Genomic DNA, 18,215 nt, shown 5'->3' with positions numbered 1-18,215 from the left:
GCATGCGACCAGTTCAGAAGGCTTCCGCGGTGGTCGGTGCGGCGTTCCTGCTCGTCGGCGTGCTCGGGTTCATCCCCGGCATCACCACGCACTACGACGAGCTCGCGCCCGCCGGCCACTCCGGCGCCCTGCTCCTGGGCCTGTTCTCCGTGTCGGTGCTGCACAACCTCGTGCATCTGCTCTTCGGCGTGGCAGGCCTGCTCGCCGCCAGGACGACGCAGTTCGCGCGTGCGTTCCTCGTCGTCGGCGGCGGGATCTACGTGTTCCTGTGGGTGTACGGCTCGGCGATCGGCGAGCACTCCGACACGAACTTCCTGCCGGTCAACACCGCCGACAACTGGCTGCACCTGGGCTTGGGCGCGGCGATGATCCTGCTCGGGATCGCGGTGACGGTGGTGGAGCGGCGGCGGAGCAGCTCGCCGGTGAACTGAGCTGGGCTCACGGCGGCGAGGAGGCCACGGCCACTCGCGGCAGGAGAGCGGCGTGGTCGCGCCGGGACAGCGGTCCGGGGCCGGCCGGGCGCACACCAGCCGGCACGCGGCCGGTCAGTTGAGCATCGCGATCGAGATGTTCAGCGCCCCGGCGAAGCTCACCCACGCCAGGTACGGCACCAGCAGCGCCGACGCGACCTTGCTGCGCCACGAGAACACCACGACCAGCGCGACGATCGTCAGCCACAGCACCACGATCTCGGCGAACGCGACCCCGAACCAGCCGAGCCCGAAGAACAGCGGCGTCCACAGCGCGTTGAGCACCAGGTTCGCGCCGAACAGCGTCAGCTCGCCGCGGGTGGCCCCGTTGCGCCACGCCAGCCAGCCCGACACCGCGATCAGTCCGTAGAGGACGGTCCACACCGGACCGAACAACCAGGCGGGCGGTGCCCACGACGGGCGTTGCAGCGCGAGGTAGTCGTCGCCCGCGGACACCGAGAACAACGATCCCACCACGGCGGTGACGACCACCGCGGCGATGAACAGCAACAGGACGCGCACCGGGTGGTGGCGCATCGGCAACGCGGTCATCAAGAACCCCCGACAGGCAGTGCGCGGATGATGGCGAGCACCGTCGACCGGCTCGGGGCCGCCCGTTCGGCGTCGTCGAGCAGGGACAGCTCGTCGGCGAGCACGGCCTGGCGGATCTTCTCGAACCGGCCGGGCAGCTCGCGCACGAGCACCTCGACCAGCCGGGTCCGCAACGCCCGCCCCGCGGCGTCGTCGGTCGGCAGCACCCGCCAGTGCGCCCGCAGGACGCGCTCGGCCACGTCCTCGCCTCCCGCCGCCCACAGCAGGCGGATCATGCGGTCGGCGAGGCCCATGGTCCGAGTCTAGATTCGACTCAGAATCGTTTCAACCGCACCCCGCAGCGTGTCGACGACCGACACGCCGGGCGGCAGCGGCACGTCGTTCCAGCCCGAGCCCGCTACCAGCACCGGGACGTCGCGCAGGTCCGCGAACGGCACCTGGTCCGCGTACACCCGATCGTGGGCCCAGACCACCACCACCTCTGGCCGCAGCAGCCGCACGGCGCTCACCAGGGCGGCGGCCGGCACGCGGGCGCCGAGGTTGCGGGCGACGCAGTCCTGTTCGGCCAGCGCGGCCGCGAGCACGTCCATCGGGAGGCTGTGCTGCTCGTCGGGCGCGCACGCCAGCAGCACCGCGGGCGTGCCGACGGCCACCCCGGAGGCGCGCATCGCGTCGGTGATGCTGCCGCTCGCGACGTGCTCGATCTCGACGCCCACCGCGGTCGACGCGACCCGTTCGCCGATCTCGACCAGGAACGGGACCAGCACCGCGTCCCAGGTGTGCACGACGCCGTGGCGGGCGATCAGGTCGGCGGCCACCCTGCGCATCCCCGCCGCGTCCATCCGGTCGGCGGCGGCGACGAAGTCCAGGTCGTCAGGGGCGACCAGCGTGGCGGCGGCCGACGCGGGGGCGACACCGGACCCGGTCAGCTCGACCATGCGCTTGAGCCGTGCCAGGTCGTCGTCGCTGTAGCGGCGGTGCTTGCCTTCCTGCCGCGTGCTCGGACCGAGCCCGTACCGCCGGTCCCACGTGCGCAGCGTCGTGGGCGCGATGCCGAGCATCCGCGCCACCGCTCCCGCACTCCACTCCACCGCTCACCTCCGCCGCAACGATTCCGAATCGTAATGCGCGGACGCCGGAGCGGCCCGTCACGGGGCCGCTGCGGCGCTGCGGTGGTCCTACTTCCTCTTCCCGGCGAAGAGCTCCTTGACCTGCGTGCCGCGGCGGCGCAGGCCCCACTTGGTCACGCGGATCAGCGCCTCGCGGACGATGTTGCCGCTCATCTTCGACTCGCCGAACTCGCGCTCCAGGAACGTGATCGGCACCTCGCGGACGCGGAAGCCGAGCTCGATCGTGCGCCACAGCAGGTCGATCTGGAAGCAGTAGCCCGCCGACGCGACCGACGCCAGGTTGAGCTTGCGCAGGGTGTCCGCGCGGAACGCCCGGTAGCCGCCCGTCATGTCGCGGACGTTGGCGCCGAGCGCCACCCGCGAGTACAGCGAGCCGCCCAGCGACAGCACCTTGCGCTGCATCGGCCAGTTCACGACCTCGCCGCCGGGGACCCAGCGCGAGCCGATGACCAGGTCGGCCTTCGGCAGCGCGTCCAGCAGGCGGTGCAGCTGCTCGGGGGCGTGCGACCCGTCGGCGTCCATCTCGCAGATGACGCCGTAGCCGCGGTCGAGCGCCCACTGGAAGCCCGCGACGTACGCGGCGCCCAGCCCGGCCTTCTCGGTGCGGTGCATCACGTTGACCCGGTCGTCGGCGGCCGCCATCTCGTCGGCGAGCCGGCCGGTGCCATCGGGGCTGCCGTCGTCGACCACCAGCACGTGCACGTCGGGCAGTGCCGTGTGCAGCCGCTGGACGATCTTTCCGATGTTGTCCCGCTCGTTGTAGGTCGGGATCACCACCAGCACCTGCCCGAGTTCCTGGTCAGGCTGCCGCGCCATTCGAGTCCTTCCGTCGTCGGGTGAAGCCCAGCGCCAACGCCACAAGGCCCGCAGCGGACATCACCCACTCGGGCCAGGCTCCTAGCCAAGTCGCCAGCGTAGTCTGCGTCCGAAGTGGCAACGTCGCCACCAGGGCTCCCGGCTCGAAAAGCCCAGTCTTCTGAGTGACGGAACCGTCCGGTTCGACGATGCCGCTGACCCCCGACGTGGCCGCCACGACGACCGCCCTGCCGTGCTCCACCGCGCGCAGGCGGGACATGGAAAGCTGCTGGTAGGTCATCTCCGTGTAGCCGAACGTGGCGTTGTTCGTCGGGATCGCGATGATCGTCGCGCCGGCCGTCACGGAGTCGCGGACGACTGAGTCGAACGCCACTTCGTAACATGTGTCCAGTGCGACCTTCGCGGGCCCCATGACGAAACCCTCGGGGTCGGTGCCGGGCTGGAAGACGCCCGCCCGGTCGACCTCCGAGGCGAACAGCCGGAAGAACGAGCGCATCGGCATCGTCTCGCCGAACGGCTGCAGCTTGCGCTTGGTGTAGGTGTCCGTCGGCCCCTTGCCCGGCTCCCACAGCACCACGGTGTTGCGCGGCAGGTTGTCGTTGCGGTCGACCACCACGGCACCCACCGCGATCGGCGCCTTGATCGCGTCGGCGGCCGCGTCGATCACGGCGGCGGCGTCGGCGTTGCGGAACGGGTCGATGTCGGAGGAGTTCTCCGGCCAGATGACGATGTCGGGCTGCTTCACCTTGCCGGCGGCGACGTCGGCGGCCAGCTCCAGCGTCCGCTTGGCGTGGTTGTCGAGCACGGCGCGGCGCTGCGCGTTGAAGTCGAGGCCGGCGCGCGGCACGTTGCCCTGGATCGCCGCGACGGTGACGGTCCCGCCGGACGCGTCGACGCCCACCGGCACCGCGAACCCGGCCAGCAGCGGCACGAGGACCAGCGGCGCGCCGAGCTTCCAGTTGCGCAGCAGCCAGAAGAGCCCGAACCCGGTCAGCACCACCGCGAACGACACCAGCGGCGCTCCCCCGAGCGACGCGAGCGGCAGGTACCAGCCCTCCGGCTGCCCGAACGCGATCTTGCCCCAGGTGAAGCCGCCGAACGGGAACACCCCGCGCAGCGCCTCGTCGCCGACCCACAGCAGCGCCGCCCACACCGGCCACCCCGGCACGCGGGAGACGACCGCCATGAGGGTCGTGCCGATGGAGATCATCAGCGCGCACGCCAGCGCCAGCGGCAGCCAGGCGACCAGGCCGACGAACTCCCCCGTCCACCGCAGCAGCGGCACCATGAACCCGAGCCCGAACAGCAGCCCGTAGCCGAACCCGGCCCGCGCGCGGCGCTCGTGGATCGTCCAGGCCAGCAACGCGAACCCGACCGGCGCCAGGAACCACAGCGGCCGCGGCGGGAACGACAGGTACACGAGCACACCGCCGGCGACGGCGAGTGCCAGGCGCAACAGCAACGGCGGACTGAGTTTCCGCCTACGCGCGGGCAATTCCGACGATTCCGGCGCGATGGGGGGTGCGACCACCCGATCAGCCTACGAGGCCTGGAGTACACAGGACGTCATGACCTACGTGGATCTTGTGTTGCAGAAGCTCTCGACGGACGGCGAACGTGAGGCGTTGGTCGGCGGCGACACCAGACTCACCCGTTCTCAGGCCCGTGACCTGCTGTTCCGCCTGGCCGACGGCCTCGTCCGGCGTGGCGTGCGCCCCGGTGACGGCGTGGCGGTGTTCATCGGCAACACGCCGGAGGCGCTCCTGCTCACCGTGGCCGTGCACCTGCTGGGCTGCCGGCTCGTCCACGTGCCGCCGGAGCCGGGACCGAAGGAGCTCGCGGCGTTGATCAGCAGGGCCGACGTTGCCGCGGTCGTCGTCGACCCCACCTTCAGCGACCGCCTCGACGGCTGGCACCTGCAGGACCTGCCGGGCGACCCCGTCGAACGCACCCCGGCGCCCGGCTTCACCACCGTCAGCTACACCGGCGGCACCACGGGCCTGCCCAAGCTCGCCGTCCACCACGAGCGGACGAGCACCAGGTGGGAGGCGCTGAGGCAGCTGCCCCCGTCGACCATGCTGTGCAACACCCTCATCACCCACGGCAGCGGCGCCGGGGTGTCGAGGATGGCGCTGGTCGTCGGCTCGAAGCTGGTGCTGGGCCCCTCGACGTTCGACGCGGACACCTTCGTGCGGCTCGCCGTCGACGAGAAGATCACCATGACGATGTTCGTCCCGCCGATGATGTACGAGGTCCTCGACCACCCGGACTGCCCCGGCCCGCAGTTCCTCGGCGTGAGCGTCGGCGGCGCCATGCTCTCCCCGCACCGGCTGCGGCAGGCCGTGGAGAAGTGGGGACCGGTGGTCTTCCAGGCCTACGGCATGACGGAGGCGCTCGGCATCTCGATGATGCCGGCCGCCGACGTCGACCTGGCCCGGCCCGACACCCTGCGCACGGTCGGCAAGCCGGTTCCCGGCATGGAGGTGGAGGTCCGCGACGGCGACGTGTGGGTGCGCGGCCCGATGGTCATGGAGGGCTATTGGGGCGAACCGCCATTGCGCGAAACGGCGGACGGCTGGTTCGACACCGGGGACATGGGCTATTTCGATGACAACGGTTACCTTTACCTCAACGACCGGAGCAAAGACGTCATCGTCACCGGGCGGACCTCGGACAACGTCTACTCACGACTCCTCGACGACTTTCTCGTGACGTTGCCCGGCATTCGGCAGGCAGCGGCCGTGGGCCGACCGGACGAAGCGTTGGGCGAGGTCGTGCACCTGTTCCTGGTGGTGGACGACGACAACGCTGTCGATTTCGACAGCATTCGCGATTCGGTCGTCGCCGAACTGGGAGAGCTTTACCAGCCCAGGGGGGTCACGATCCTGCCTCAACTGCCCCTGACGAAGGTCGGAAAGGTCGACAAGCGTCAACTGCGTTCACTGTTTCGGTAAGGTTCAACGCAAATCAGGAGGTGACGGCGGATGCCCCGTCCAAGCGTGGAAGCAGAACGCAAGGCGCAGATCCTCGCGTCGACCTGCAAGGTCATCGCGGCCGAGGGCTTCCGCCACCTCCGCGTCTCCGACGTCGCGAAGGACGCGGGCGTCTCCGGTGGCACGGTCCACTACTACTTCGAGACCAAGCGCGAGCTGACGGACGCGGCGTTCGAGCACTGCTTCCAGCAGTCGGTGACCCGCCGCCGGTGGATCCTCGAGTCCGACGAACCGCCTCTCTCGCGGCTGCGCATGGTCGTGGAGTCCTACCTGCCCGAGGGCGCGGAGACCGTCGAGGCGTGGAAGGTCTGGGCCGAGCTGTGGGTCGAGGCCATCCGCAGCCCCGAGCTGCAGGAGCTGAACGAGCGCTTCTACGGCGAGTGGCGCGACATCGTGGCGGCGATCTTCCGCGACGGCCAGGCGTCCGGCGACATCCTGACGCCGGGTGACCCGGTCGAGCTGGCGAACATGCTGGTGAGCATGCTCGACGGGCTGGCGCTGCAGGTGCTGGCCGGCTCGCGGGCCATGACGGTCGACGTCATGCGGACCACCTGCCTGCGGTTCGTCGACCAGCTGTCCACGGCGTCGGTGGGGTAGAGCTCACCCCACCCCGGGAGGTGGGGCCTGCCCCCTCGGGGTCAAATCAGGGTTGGTCCCGATGCACCAGATCGCGGAAAACGGGCATCCTCGAAGTATGACCACGACAGTCGCTTTGAGCAGGCCCAGGACCAACCGGATGATCGCGGGTGTGTGCGCGGGGCTCGCCCAGCGCTGGGGCATGAAGGCGGGCACCGTGCGCCTTCTGTTCCTGCTGTCCTGCCTTCTGCCCGGACCGCAGTTCGTCGTCTACCTCGTGCTGTGGGTGATCATGCCCGACCGCGGTTGGTGACCACGACCGCGTGACCGCCGCCCCGCGTGCCCCCGGCGCGCGGGGCGGCGCCGTCTCACCTGCTCTGCTCGACCGGGATGCCCGCGAGCTCGTCGGTGAGGCTGGTGAACGAGTCCGGGTCCACCCGCAGCATCCCGTCGAACGGCTGCGTCATCCCCAGGCACAGCACGCAGACGAAGGCGAGCACCGCGGCGGTGAGGCACATCTGCAGCACGTGCCGCCGGCGCGCGGTGAAGCCGATCAGCAACGGGAACACGACCATCGCCACCGCGCCGACGATGGTGCCGATCAGCATCAGGTTGCCGGTGTCGTCGAGGCCACTCGCGGAGTCGATCCGGTCGCGCCGCAGGTCGGTGATCTCCCGCAGCCGTTCCACCGCCCGCTCCCGCGCGCTCTTCACCTCGTCCGGCGAGGCGGGCAGGCTGAGGATCTCCGCGTGCAACGAGCTCAGCGCCGCCGCGGTCTCCTGGTCAGACTCCCCCACCGCGAGCTGCGGCCACTCCTTCTCCGCCACCAGCTTCGGGTACTCCGTCAGCAGGCCGCGGATGAGGTCCCGCTGGGGCTGCGGCATGACCGACGTCTGCCAGTAGACGTCGGCGACGGCGGCGGCCTCGCGGGAGGCGTTGTCCTCGGCGGCGCCGTTCTCCTCCCAGACGATCACCACGTAGAACGCCAGCGCGACGATGAACAGGCCGCTGATCACGGCGCCGAGGAACCCGCGCGAGTCCGCGTCCCGGTCATCGGACTGCTCGTGAGAGCGCGAGCGCCCGAACAGGATGCAGGCGACGGCGGTCACGACCACCGAGGCGAGAACGATGACCAGCGCTGTCCACATGTCCTCCATCTCCCCACAGCCGCACGCCGTTTGACCACCAACACCACGCTTCCCGGCGGTCTCTCCCGCCCGACAAGACCAACCGGCGGTGGATCTTGGACACAGCCCGTCCACATCGGACGCAGCGCCGGAAAGCCGTGCACACGAACAGGAGAACCGCCGCGGCACCGTCCTCGACGGAGAGTGAGGACGCGGTGATCATCGGGCGGTGACAACCACGACCGCGCGTGCCAACCTGTGCCGACCCCGACGGGAAGGCGTGGCATGCGCATACCGATCCTCATCGCCGTGGTGCTGCTGGTCCCGCTCCTCACGCCCGGTCCGCCGGTCGAGGCGGCCCAGGTGTGGCGCACCCAGTTCGACGAGGCGGTGTACGGGGACGTCGTGGTCGTCGGCAACGCCGTGCTCACCTGCCCGACGCCCGAGCAGGCCGGTCCGCAGCCGAAGTACCCGCCGCAGTCCTGTGTGGACGCGCTGGACCGCAGGGGCCGCGGGCCGTCCGCCCAGAACAACGCGCACCGCATGTCGTGGACCGACGTCGACGCCGACCCGGCGACGTTCAACTCCTCCAGCGCGCGGCTCGAGCTCCCCGCCGGTGCGACCGTCGCCTACGCCAAGCTCGGCTGGGCGGGCAACTCCGCGTGCCGCGACGCGGCCGCGCCTCCCGGGGCCCCGCGCGACCCGGTCGTGTTCAACGGCACGGCCGTCAGCCCCGGTGAGTTCCGCGCCGACTCCCCCGACGAGCTGACCAGCACCGACAACGCCTTCTACAGCGCGGAGGCCGACGTCACCCGGCTCGTGGGGGCCGGCACCGTGACCGTCGGGAACGTCTGGACGCCGCAGGGCTTCGACTGCTTCGGCGGCTGGTCGCTGACCGTCGTGTGGAAGTTCGCGAACGCCACCCCCGCCGCCCCGGCGAAGCGGCACGTCGCGGTGCACGGCGGTCACGTCCGCCTCCCCACGAAGGTGCCGTCGCTGCGCACCCCCGTCGCGCCGACCCACCCCGCGGGCGGCGTCGTCCGGCTCGGCATCACCGCCTACGAGGGCGACTGGGCCAGTGAAGGCGACCAGCTGCTGGTCAACGGCACGCCCGTCGGCGGCCGCAACGTGTTCGTCTCGTCCGCCCAGGGCGCGCAGCACCCCAACAACATGAGCGTGGACGCACGCACGTTGACGGTGGACGAGGGTGCGTTGAAGCCCGGCACCAAGAGCGCCGAGCTCACGTTCAAGCGGGACGACGACGCGTTCCTGATGCAGAGCGTCGCCTGGTCGTTCCCGCTGCCCGAGCTCACCCTCGCCGTCGACCCGGAACAGCCGGCGGCGCACCCGAAGGGCACCGTGCAGCAGACCGCGAAGGTCACCAACACCGGTGACGCGCCCGCCGCGGACGTCCTGGTGTGCGGTCAGCAGGTCGGCACGATCGCACCGCGCGCCACGGTGAGCCGCACGTGTTCGTCCACGGCCGCGGAGGACGACTACCCGGCCACCGTCGCCGTCAGCGGGGCCAGCCTCGCGGGCGACCTCCTCGCCGCCAGCCGGACCTCGACGGTCGACGTGCTGCACCCGGCGCTGAAGGCCACCACGGCCGCGGAGCCGATGACCGCGTTGCCCGGCCAGGCCGTCACGTTCGCCACGACCGTCACGAACACCGGTGACACGCCGCTCTTCGGCCTCAACGCGCGCGCTGCGTCGGGATGCACGTCGATGCAGGGCCAGCTCGACCCCGGCGCGACGGCGAAGGTCGACTGCACGGCTTCCGCGGGCGACGAGACCGGTGCGCTGACCGCGACCGTCACGGCGTCGGACAAGCTCGGCGGCAAGGTCGAGGCCTCGGCGTCGGTGCGGGTCAAGGTGATCTACCCGCGGCTGACCATCGCCGCGGTCTGGTCGAAGGACCGCGCGGCGGACGGCGAGGTCGTGACGGTGACGATCACGGTCGGCAACCCGTCCGAGCACGCGATCGAGAACGTCCGCGTCGAGGGCGAGCCGGCCGCGTGCCGCCGGACGTTCCCGGTGCTGAAACCCCGCGAACGCCTCACCTACACCTGCCGGGTCGTCGCGCCGGTGAGCTCGCGGCTGACGGTGTCCGGCGCGGGTGCCGGTCAGGCGGTCAGCGAGAGCGCCGTCGTGCGGATCGCCTCGGTGGCCGCGCCGGTGGAGCCGCCGGCGCCGACCCCGGACCAGCCCGCGCCGCCGAAGCCCGTCGCGCACGTCCAGCAGGTGTCGAAACCCGCGGTCGGCGGTGTCACGGCGATCATCAGCGTCATCGGAATGGCGGTCGTGGCCGCTGCGCTGGGCGGGTTGGGCAGGCACTGAGACGTGTTGCCGGGCGGCCGGATGCGGTACAAGGGACTCATGGAGAGCACCGCATCCGGGGGTCGTTGACCAGACGTGCTGCTGAAGACACTGCAGGAGTGCGCGGCGCGGGCCCAGCCGGCGGCGCTCGTCGAGGAGGCGGGCGGCTGGTGGTTGCGGCATTCCCCCGGCGACGCCTGGTGGGTCGGGTCCGTGCTGCCGCACGACCGCGAGGACCGGGTCGACCTCGCCGAGACGTTCTGCACCTCGCTCGGGTCCCAGGTGCGGTTCCAGATCACGCCGGGCGTGTGCGCGGACGACCTCGACGAACGGCTCTGCGACCGCGGGTACGAGCGCAGCCACGACATGTCGTTGCAGATCGCGTCGACCGCCGACGTGCTGCGCCAGACCCACGCCGACGTGGGCGAGGTGAGCTCGCGGCCGACCGACGAGTGGCTCGCGGCGTGGCAGGCCGTCAGCAGACGGGACGTCAGTGCCGAACGCGACCTGCTCAGCCGGATCGAGCACCCCAGCGCGTACGCGTACGCCGCGGTGGAGGGCCAGGTCGTGGCCGTGGGTCGGGCCGTGGACGAGGACGGCTGGGCCGGTGTGTTCGGCATGGCAACGTTGCCAGAGGCACGTGGGCAAGGTGCCGCACGGTCCGTGCTCGCGACGTTGGCGACGTGGGCGGCCGCGCGCGAGGCGAACCACATGTACCTGCAGATGGTGAAGTCGAACGTGGCCGCGTTCCGCCTCTACGAGCGGACGGGCTTCCGCGAGGTGTGCACGTACCACTATCGGATCCGTGCATAAGCAATCAGGAATCAAGAAGGCAGGACGCGGACCTGCGAGTTAGGTTTTGCGCCATGACCAGGACAGCACCGGCGCCGCACGACGCGGACACCCACGATCTGATCCGCGTGCAGGGCGCGCGGGTGAACAACCTGCGCGACGTCGACGTCGAGATCCCGAAGCGCCGGCTGACGGTGTTCACGGGCGTCTCGGGCTCCGGCAAGAGCTCACTGGTGTTCGGCACCATCGCCGCGGAGTCGCAGCGGCTGATCAACGAGACCTACTCGGCGTTCCTCCAGGGCTTCATGCCCACCCTGCCGCGCCCGGAGGTGTACCTCCTGGAGGGCATCACGACGGCGATCCTGGTCGACCAGCAGCGGATGGGCGCCGACCCGCGCTCGACCGTCGGCACCGCGACCGACGTGCACGCGATGCTGCGCATCCTGTACAGCCGCCTCGGCACGCCGCACGTCGGCGGCCCGCAGGCGTTCTCGTTCAACGTCGCCTCGATCTCCGGCGCGGGTGCCGTGACGATCGAGAAGGCGGGCCAGAAGGTCAAGGAGCGCCGCGAGTTCTCCATCACCGGCGGCATGTGCCCGCGCTGCGAGGGCCGCGGCAAGGTCTCCGACATCGACCTCACCGAGGTGTACGACGCCTCGAAGTCGATCCTGGAGGGCGCGATCAAGGTGCCCGGCTACAACGTCGACAACCAGTGGACCGTGCAGACGTTCGCGCAGTCCGGCTTCATCGACCCGGCCAAGCCGATCGCCAAGTACACCAAGAAGGAGCTGCACGACTTCCTGTACAAGGACCCGGTCAAGATCAAGGTCAACGGCATCAACCTGACCTACGAGGGCCTCATCCCGAAGCTGCAGAAGTCGATGCTGTCGAAGGACCGCGAGGCGCTGCAGCCGCACATCCGCGCGTTCGTGGACCGCGCGGCGACGTTCGGGACTTGCCCCGACTGCGACGGCACCCGCCTGACCGAGGCGGCGCGGTCGTCGAAGATCAAGGGCGTGTCGATCGCGGACCTGTGCGACATGCAGATCACCGACCTGGCGGAGTGGATCCGCGGGGTGAAGGACAAGGGCGTCGCGCCGCTCGTGGAGAAGCTGGCGCACACGCTGGACTCGTTCGTCGAGATCGGTCTCGGCTACCTGTCGCTGAACCGGCCCGCGGGCACGCTGTCCGGTGGTGAGGCGCAGCGCGTGAAGATGATCCGGCACCTCGGCTCGGCGCTGACCGACGTGACGTACGTGTTCGACGAGCCGACGATCGGCCTGCACCCGCACGACATCGAGCGGATGAACAACCTGCTGCTGCGGTTGCGGGACAAGGGGAACACCGTGCTCGTCGTCGAGCACAAGCCCGAGACGATCGCGATCGCCGACCACGTCGTCGACCTCGGCCCCGGCGCCGGCCGCAACGGCGGCACGATCTGCTTCGAGGGGTCGCTGGAGGGGCTGCGCAAGTCGGACACCGTGACCGGGCGCCACCTCGACGACCGGGCGTCGTTGAAGGAGACGGTGCGGTCGCCTTCCGGCGTGCTGGAGATCCGGGGTGCGTCCGCGAACAACCTGCGCGACGTGGACGTCGACATCCCGCTCGGGGTGCTGACCGTGGTCACGGGCGTGGCGGGGTCTGGCAAGTCGTCGTTGATCCACCAGTCGCTGCCCAAGGACTCCGGCGCGATCGTCGTGGACCAGACGCCGATCAAGGGCTCGCGGCGGTCGAACCCGGCCACGTACACCGGCCTGCTGGAGCCGATCCGCAAGGCGTTCGCCAAGGCCAACGGCGTGAAGCCGGCCCTGTTCAGCGCGAACTCCGAGGGCGCGTGCCCGAACTGCAACGGCGCCGGCGTGGTGTTCACCGACCTCGGCATCATGGCGACGATCGAGACGCCGTGCGACGTCTGCGAGGGCAAGCGGTTCGACCAGGCCGTGCTGGAGTTCAAGTTCGGCGGCCGCGACATCTCCGAGGTGCTGGCGATGCCGGTGTCCGAGGCGGCGGAGTTCTTCGGCGCCGGTGAGGCCCGCACGCCGGCCGCGCACGCGATCCTGGAGCGGCTGAACGACGTCGGCCTCGGCTACCTGTCGCTGGGCCAGCCCCTGACGACCCTGTCCGGCGGCGAGCGCCAGCGCCTGAAGCTGGCCACGCACATGGCGGACAAGGGCGGTGTCTACGTCCTCGACGAGCCGACGACCGGCCTGCACCTGGCCGACGTCGAACAGCTCCTGGGCCTGCTGGACCGCCTGGTGGAGTCGGGCAAGTCGGTGGTCGTGATCGAGCACCACCAGGCCGTGATGGCGCACGCCGACTGGATCATCGACCTGGGCCCCGGCGCCGGCCACGACGGCGGCAAGGTCGTCTTCGAGGGCACGCCCGCCGACCTGGTGGCGGGCCGGTCGACGCTCACCGGCGAACACCTGGCGGACTACGTGGGAGCCCCGGCTCGACGCAGGAAGCGCTGAACGGGTACCAAGGGGGCATGACGATCACGCCGTTCCTGGACCTCAGGCTGGGCCGCAGGTTCGCCACCTACGACACCGACCGGGACGGCTACGTCGAACGCGAGGACTTCGACCTGGCGAGCGACCGCCTCACCAAGGCCTTCGGGCTGCGCGAGGACGACCTGCCGGCGAAGCGGTTCCACGAGCAGCTGCTGGGCGTCTGGGACCACCTGGCCGCCGTGACGGACGTCAACGACGACGACAGGATCAGCCTGTCCGAGTACAAGACGGCGTTCGCGGACGGCCTGCTGGGCCGTCCCGAGGCGTTCGACGACATCTACGTGCCCTACCTCGACGCACTGCTGGCCGTCGCCGACCACGACGGGGACGGCCAGATCGGCGTCGAGGAGCACGTGCGGTGGTCGGAGGCGCTGATGAACGTCTCCCCCGCCGACGCGCGCGCCGCCCACGCACGGCTCGACCACGACGGTGACGGGTTGATCGGGACCGAGGACCTGCTGGCGGCGCTTCGGGCTTACTACTACTCGGAGGACCCGGACGGGCCCGGGGCGTGGCTGCTCGGTCCGTTGGCTTAGGTGCTCAACGCCCCGAGCCGCCGCAGCCGTTCGGCGTCCACGCTGCCCGGCTCGGCCGTGTAGACCATCAGCACCGGGCCGGGGCTGCCGGGCAGCGGGTAGGTGGCCCAGTCGACGGTGATGTCGCCGATCCCCTCGCGGTGGAACACCTTGCGCCCCTGCACGGGCGCGTGCACGTCGTACTGGTCCCACAGCCGGCGGAAGTCGGCGCTGCGGATGCTCAGCTCGCCGACGATCGCCGTGCCGCGCGGGTGGGACGGGTCGGCGGCGACGGTGGCGCGCAGCATGCTGATGTACTGGGTGGCGAAGCTTTCCCAGTGCGCGCACCGGGATCGGACCGACGGGTCGAGGAACAGCGCCAGCAGCAGGTTGCGCTGTTCCGGGCGGACGCCGGCCGGGTGGCCGAGCAGGGCCTCCGCCGGCCGGTTCCAGGCCAGCACGTCGAGGTGGCGGCTCAGCACGAACGCCGGGGTGCCCATGGTCTGCAGCAGGTGCCGGGTGGCGGCGGGGACGCTGTCCTGGGATCCGGGGTCCTGCGCTTCCGGCCGGCCGCGGCGCACGGCGTCGGCGAGGGCGAAGAGGTGCCGGCGTTCCTCGTCGTCGAGGTTCAGGGCGGAGGCGAGCGCGTCGAGCAGGTCGTCGGAGGGCCGGACCTCCCTGCCCTGCTCCATGCGCTGGTAGTAGTCGGTGCTCAGGCCGGCCAGCAGCGCCAGCTCCTCGCGGCGCAGGCCCGGCACCTTGCGCCGGCCGCCGGGCTCGAGGCCCACGTCCTGCGGGCGCAGGCGGCTGCGCCGGGCGCGCAGGAACGTGCCGAGCTCGCGGGCGTGCAGGTGCTTGCTGGTCATGCGGCCAGTGTGCCAGCGGGCCGCGATGGGAAGGTGGGTCTCGGATTCCCAGGAAAACCGGGACAACCGAGGTCCGGCGGAAGCTCCCTAGGTTCGCGAGTGGACAGCACCCGAACGAGGAGCCGACACATGCTCGCCCGCTTGCGAAAACTCACCCTCGTGGCCGCACTCGCCGTCACGACGCTCGTCGCGCCGGCCGTCACCGCGTCACCGGCCTCGGCCGCGGACGTCCTGGCGCCGGACGACGACCCGTTCTACGCCGTACCGTCCCGTTTGGACACCAAGCGCGACGGCACGGTGCTGCGGTTCCGGCGCCTGCCGTCCAGCGCGCTCGCGGTCCCGGCGCCCGCGCACGTCTGGCAGCTGCTCTACAAGACCCGGGACAACGCCGGAAAACCCACGGCCACGGTCGGCACGCTGCTGGTGCCGACGGCCGGCTGGACCGGTGGCGGCGAACGACCACTGCTGTCGTACCAGACGCCCGAGGACGGCCTGGCCACCACGTGCGCGCCGTCCTACCTGCTGCGCGCGGGGTCGGTGACGTACGACCAGCCGTCCGAGGGGCAGGCCCGGTTCGACCGCGACCAGGTCGCGGACGCCGTGCACCGCGGCTGGGCGGTGATGGTCCCGGACTACGAGGGCCCGAGGTCGGAGTTCCTCGGCACCGAGGCCGCGGCCCACGGCGTGCTCGACGGCATCCGCGCGGCGCGGTCGTTCCCGCTCGCCCGCGTGGACCGCGACGCCCCGATCGGGCTGTGGGGCTACTCCGGCGGCGGGCTCGCCACCGCGGCGGCCGCGCAACGGCAGGCCCGGTACGCGCCCGAGCTGGAGATCTCCGGCATCGCCGAGGGCGGTGTGGTGGCCGACGTGAACGCGGCCATCGGCGCTCTCAGCGGCCAGGTGTTCTCCGGCTGGCTGCCGTTCGGGTTCGCGGCGCTGCGCAACGCCCACCCGCGCGCGAACGTCGACCAGTACCTCAACACCTTGGGCCGCGAGTCGGCCGACAAGGTCGCGCACGGGTGCGCGGGCGCCGCGATCGTCGGAGGGCCGCACTTCGCGACGGTCCAGCAGTTCGAGGCGTCGCCCGGATCGCTCACCTCGGGCGCGTTCCACGACCTCGCGCACGGCGTCAGCCCGGTCGGCATGGGCGGCACCCCGACGGCACCGGTGCTGATGTACCACGGCACGGCCGACGAGCTGCTGCCGATCTCGGCGGCACGGGAGCTGGCGGCCCAGTACCGGGCCCGCGGCGCCGACGTCGTGATGGTCGAGCACGAGGGGCAGACCCACGGCGCCGAGCAGACGGTCGGCGTCGCCGGAGCGGTGGCGTTCCTGCAGGAGCGGTTCTCAGCGGCCCGCTGAGCGCAGGAACGCCTCGGCGAGCTCGCGCGCGTCGAGCCTGGCCGGGTCGCGGCCGCTGGTGACCCAGAAGAAGGTCGGGCCGACCAGCGCCGCGGCGGCACGGTCCGCAGTGGACGGGTCGAGGTCCGGCAGGACTCGGTCCAGCACGGTCCTGGCGGAATCGCCGAGCACGTCCTTCGACCCCAGCAGCTCGGCGACGGCGCTGTCGGCGGCGGCCTCGGTGAGCAGGACTCGGTAGGCGATGCCGGCCGGTGAGCACCGGAGGAACTCCGCGAGCGCCTCCAGGTACGCGGTGAGGTCGGCGAGCGGGTCGCCCGTGGCCGCGACGGCGAGCTCCTTCTCGGAGTCGAGCACGCTCGCCTCGAAGAGGATCTCCGCCTTCGTGGACCACCAGCGGTAGACGGTCGCGCGGGAGACGCCGGCCCGTTCGGCGACGCTCTTCATGGTCATCGCCGCGTACCCCACCTCCACCAGCAGGTCGTCCACGGCGTGCAGGACAGCGAGCCGTGCCTCCTCACTGCGCGGGCGCCCACCGGAACTGGTCACGGCGACAGGATAACTGGACACGGTGTATCGCAACCGCTACGGTTTCGATACACCGTGTTTCGATATTCGGGTTTCGCAAGAGGAAGAGCCTCACCATGACCAAGACCGCTCTCGTCATCGGCGCCTCCCGCACCCTGGGGCTGGCGGTGGCGACCGAGCTGCACCGCCGCGGCTGGCACGTCATCGGGACCGTGCGCGGTGAGCGGCACACCGGCCTGCACGACCTCGCGGCCGACCGCCTGGAGGTCGAGCAGCTGGAGATGACCGACGAGCAGCAGATCCACGCCCTCGGCGACCGGCTGGCCGGGCGGAGTCTCGACCTGCTGTTCGTCAACGCGGGCATCGCGCACGACAACATCGGCGTCGGCGAGGTCACCACCGAGTCGTTCACCGAGGTCATGGTCACCAACGCGCTCGGCCCGCTGCGCGTGGTCGAGACGCTCGGCCCCCTGGTCACCGAGACCGGGACCATCGCCGTCATGTCGTCGAGGCAGGGCAGCCTCACGATGAACACCAACGGCGGCCACGAGGTCTACCGGGCCAGCAAGTCCGCGCTGAACCAGCTCATGCGCAGCTACGCGGCCCGTGCCGCGGGTGCGCGGACGTTGCTGCTGATCAGCCCGGGCTGGGTGCGCACCGACCTCGGCGGCCCCGGCGCGCTGCTGGAGATCGACGAGAGCGTTCCCGGCGTGGTCGACACCGTGGAGGCGCGTGCGGGCGAGAAGGGGCTGCACTTCGTCGACCACCAGAACCAGGTCCTGCCCTGGTGACCGTCACCGCGCGAACTGCTGCACCCCGATGACGTCGAGCAGCCGCAGCTGGTCCACGGCCTGAGTGCCGGGCACCGGGACGAAGAACTGCAACCGCTGGTGCCCGTCCTCGCTGAACAGGTTCTGGCAGTGCACCTCGACGACCCCGAGCTCGGCGTGGACGATCCGCTTCTGCTCGCCCCGCCGGACGGCGACGTCGCCGGTGTCCCACAGGGCCGCGAACTCCTCGCTGGCCTGCCGCAACCGGGCGACCATCGCGGCCGCCGCACCGGACGGCGCGTGCCGGGCCACGGCGGCGCGGAGGTCGGACACCATCACCTTCGAGTGGTGCGGGTGGTCGTCCCCGGGGTAGATCGCCCGCACGGCGGGGTCGGTGAACCACTCCGCGATGAAGCTCTCCTGCGACGCCGGGCCGAGCAGCGCCGTGCCGAGCCGGTTCTGCACCAGCGTCTCGTGCAGGTCGGTGATGATGCGCGCCGGGGTGCCGTCGAGGCGGTCGAGCAACGCGAGCATGGCGGGCGCGACGTGCGCCGAGACCCCGTGCGCGGGCGGCACGGGCCTGCCGGCCAGCACGAACAGGTGGTCGCGTTCGTCGTTGTCCAGCCGCAGCGCCCTGGCCAGCGCCACGAGCATCTGCACGGACGGCTGCGCGCCCCGGCCGCGTTCCAGCTCGATGTAGTAGTCCACCGACGCCCCGGCGAGCTGGGCGACCTCGTCGCGGCGCAGTCCGGGCACGCGGCGGCGCGAGCCCGTCGGCAGGCCCACCTCGGCGGGCGTGATGCGAGCGCGCCGCGACTGCAGGAACAGGCCGAGCTCCGCGAGGTTCACGTGTCCAGTCTGCGCGACCGGCGGTGTCGCAGCCAGGGGACGCCGA

At 71.2% G+C, this 18,215-nt stretch carries 19 protein-coding genes; 10 read left to right on the top strand and 9 right to left on the bottom strand.

Annotated elements, in window-relative coordinates; genetic code table 11:
* Positions 1-2 precede the first annotated feature (2 nt).
* Positions 3-431 carry a DUF4383 domain-containing protein gene (locus ACFWV3_RS07320; protein ID WP_382409299.1) on the top strand — a complete coding sequence of 143 codons (429 nt, stop codon included), beginning with the start codon at positions 3-5 and terminating at the stop codon, positions 429-431.
* A gap of 114 nt (positions 432-545) precedes the next feature.
* On the opposite strand, the gene ACFWV3_RS07315 is transcribed toward ACFWV3_RS07320, so the two are convergent.
* The 5 genes from ACFWV3_RS07315 to lnt all read right to left on the bottom strand — a co-directional run bounded on the left by ACFWV3_RS07315 (position 546) and on the right by lnt (position 4,499).
* Positions 546-1,022, bottom strand: a complete 477-nt coding sequence (locus ACFWV3_RS07315) for a TspO/MBR family protein (protein WP_382409297.1) — start codon at positions 1,020-1,022, stop codon at positions 546-548.
* A complete protein-coding gene (locus ACFWV3_RS07310) occupies positions 1,022-1,315 on the bottom strand; it encodes a hypothetical protein (RefSeq protein ID WP_382409295.1) in 294 nt (97 codons plus the stop codon). The genes ACFWV3_RS07315 and ACFWV3_RS07310 overlap by 1 nt, the downstream gene beginning before the upstream one ends.
* A 9-nt stretch (positions 1,316-1,324) precedes the next feature.
* Positions 1,325-2,113: a MerR family transcriptional regulator gene (locus tag ACFWV3_RS07305; RefSeq protein WP_382409293.1), complete on the bottom strand. Its 789-nt coding sequence runs from the start codon at positions 2,111-2,113 to the stop codon at positions 1,325-1,327.
* Between the two features lie 87 nt (positions 2,114-2,200).
* Positions 2,201-2,968, bottom strand: a complete 768-nt coding sequence (locus tag ACFWV3_RS07300; protein ID WP_382409291.1) for a polyprenol monophosphomannose synthase — start codon at positions 2,966-2,968, stop codon at positions 2,201-2,203.
* Positions 2,952-4,499, bottom strand: coding sequence for an apolipoprotein N-acyltransferase (gene lnt, locus ACFWV3_RS07295; protein WP_382409289.1), 1,548 nt, complete (start codon positions 4,497-4,499; stop codon positions 2,952-2,954). Before lnt ends, ACFWV3_RS07300 begins: the two co-directional genes overlap by 17 nt.
* A gap of 37 nt (positions 4,500-4,536) precedes the next feature.
* Between lnt and ACFWV3_RS07290 the strand changes: the two genes are divergently transcribed.
* From ACFWV3_RS07290 to ACFWV3_RS07280, 3 genes are all read left to right on the top strand, one after another.
* Positions 4,537-5,922: a class I adenylate-forming enzyme family protein gene (locus tag ACFWV3_RS07290; protein WP_382409287.1), complete on the top strand. Its 1,386-nt coding sequence runs from the start codon at positions 4,537-4,539 to the stop codon at positions 5,920-5,922.
* Between the two features lie 30 nt (positions 5,923-5,952).
* Positions 5,953-6,558, top strand: a complete 606-nt coding sequence (locus tag ACFWV3_RS07285) for a TetR/AcrR family transcriptional regulator (protein ID WP_382409285.1) — start codon at positions 5,953-5,955, stop codon at positions 6,556-6,558.
* A gap of 97 nt (positions 6,559-6,655) precedes the next feature.
* On the top strand, positions 6,656-6,850 hold the full coding sequence (locus ACFWV3_RS07280; protein ID WP_382409283.1) for a PspC domain-containing protein: 195 nt from the start codon (positions 6,656-6,658) through the stop codon (positions 6,848-6,850).
* Positions 6,851-6,905: 55 nt separating this feature from the next.
* Here ACFWV3_RS07280 and ACFWV3_RS07275 read toward each other — a convergent pair whose 3' ends face one another.
* Complete coding sequence (locus ACFWV3_RS07275) at positions 6,906-7,685, bottom strand: hypothetical protein (protein ID WP_382409281.1); 780 nt, start codon at positions 7,683-7,685, stop codon at positions 6,906-6,908.
* A gap of 264 nt (positions 7,686-7,949) precedes the next feature.
* Here ACFWV3_RS07275 and ACFWV3_RS07270 point away from each other — a divergent pair, with 264 nt between their 5' ends.
* The 4 genes from ACFWV3_RS07270 (at position 7,950) to ACFWV3_RS07255 (ending at position 13,818) form a co-directional block, all read left to right on the top strand.
* Complete coding sequence (locus ACFWV3_RS07270) at positions 7,950-10,001, top strand: hypothetical protein (RefSeq protein ID WP_382409279.1); 2,052 nt, start codon at positions 7,950-7,952, stop codon at positions 9,999-10,001.
* Between the two features lie 75 nt (positions 10,002-10,076).
* Positions 10,077-10,793 carry a GNAT family N-acetyltransferase gene (locus ACFWV3_RS07265; RefSeq protein ID WP_382409277.1) on the top strand — a complete coding sequence of 239 codons (717 nt, stop codon included), beginning with the start codon at positions 10,077-10,079 and terminating at the stop codon, positions 10,791-10,793.
* Positions 10,794-10,846: 53 nt separating this feature from the next.
* A complete protein-coding gene (locus tag ACFWV3_RS07260; protein ID WP_382409275.1) occupies positions 10,847-13,243 on the top strand; it encodes an ATP-binding cassette domain-containing protein in 2,397 nt (798 codons plus the stop codon).
* A gap of 17 nt (positions 13,244-13,260) precedes the next feature.
* A complete protein-coding gene (locus ACFWV3_RS07255) occupies positions 13,261-13,818 on the top strand; it encodes an EF-hand domain-containing protein (protein ID WP_382409273.1) in 558 nt (185 codons plus the stop codon).
* Here ACFWV3_RS07255 and ACFWV3_RS07250 read toward each other — a convergent pair.
* Positions 13,815-14,663, bottom strand: a complete 849-nt coding sequence (locus ACFWV3_RS07250; RefSeq protein ID WP_382409271.1) for a helix-turn-helix transcriptional regulator — start codon at positions 14,661-14,663, stop codon at positions 13,815-13,817. The genes ACFWV3_RS07255 and ACFWV3_RS07250 overlap by 4 nt on opposite strands.
* A gap of 129 nt (positions 14,664-14,792) precedes the next feature.
* Between ACFWV3_RS07250 and ACFWV3_RS07245 the strand changes: the two genes are divergently transcribed.
* Positions 14,793-16,025 (top strand): lipase family protein, encoded by a 1,233-nt coding sequence (locus ACFWV3_RS07245; RefSeq protein ID WP_382409269.1) that lies wholly within the window; start codon positions 14,793-14,795, stop codon positions 16,023-16,025.
* Here ACFWV3_RS07245 and ACFWV3_RS07240 read toward each other — a convergent pair.
* Complete coding sequence (locus tag ACFWV3_RS07240) at positions 16,011-16,571, bottom strand: TetR/AcrR family transcriptional regulator (protein ID WP_382409267.1); 561 nt, start codon at positions 16,569-16,571, stop codon at positions 16,011-16,013. The two genes, ACFWV3_RS07245 and ACFWV3_RS07240, sit on opposite strands and share 15 nt — an antisense overlap.
* Positions 16,572-16,666: 95 nt before the next feature.
* Here ACFWV3_RS07240 and ACFWV3_RS07235 point away from each other — a divergent pair, with 95 nt between their 5' ends.
* Complete coding sequence (locus ACFWV3_RS07235) at positions 16,667-17,341, top strand: SDR family oxidoreductase (RefSeq protein WP_382409265.1); 675 nt, start codon at positions 16,667-16,669, stop codon at positions 17,339-17,341.
* A 3-nt stretch (positions 17,342-17,344) separates the two neighbouring features.
* Here ACFWV3_RS07235 and ACFWV3_RS07230 read toward each other — a convergent pair whose 3' ends face one another.
* Positions 17,345-18,169, bottom strand: coding sequence for a helix-turn-helix transcriptional regulator (locus ACFWV3_RS07230; protein WP_382409263.1), 825 nt, complete (start codon positions 18,167-18,169; stop codon positions 17,345-17,347).
* Positions 18,170-18,215 lie beyond the last annotated feature (46 nt).

Source organism: Lentzea sp. NPDC059081 (assembly GCF_042738015.1).
Taxonomy (GTDB): Bacteria; Actinomycetota; Actinomycetes; order Mycobacteriales; family Pseudonocardiaceae; genus Lentzea.
Note: the sequence above shows the minus strand (reverse complement) of the source record. Positions and strands in the feature narration are given on the sequence as shown.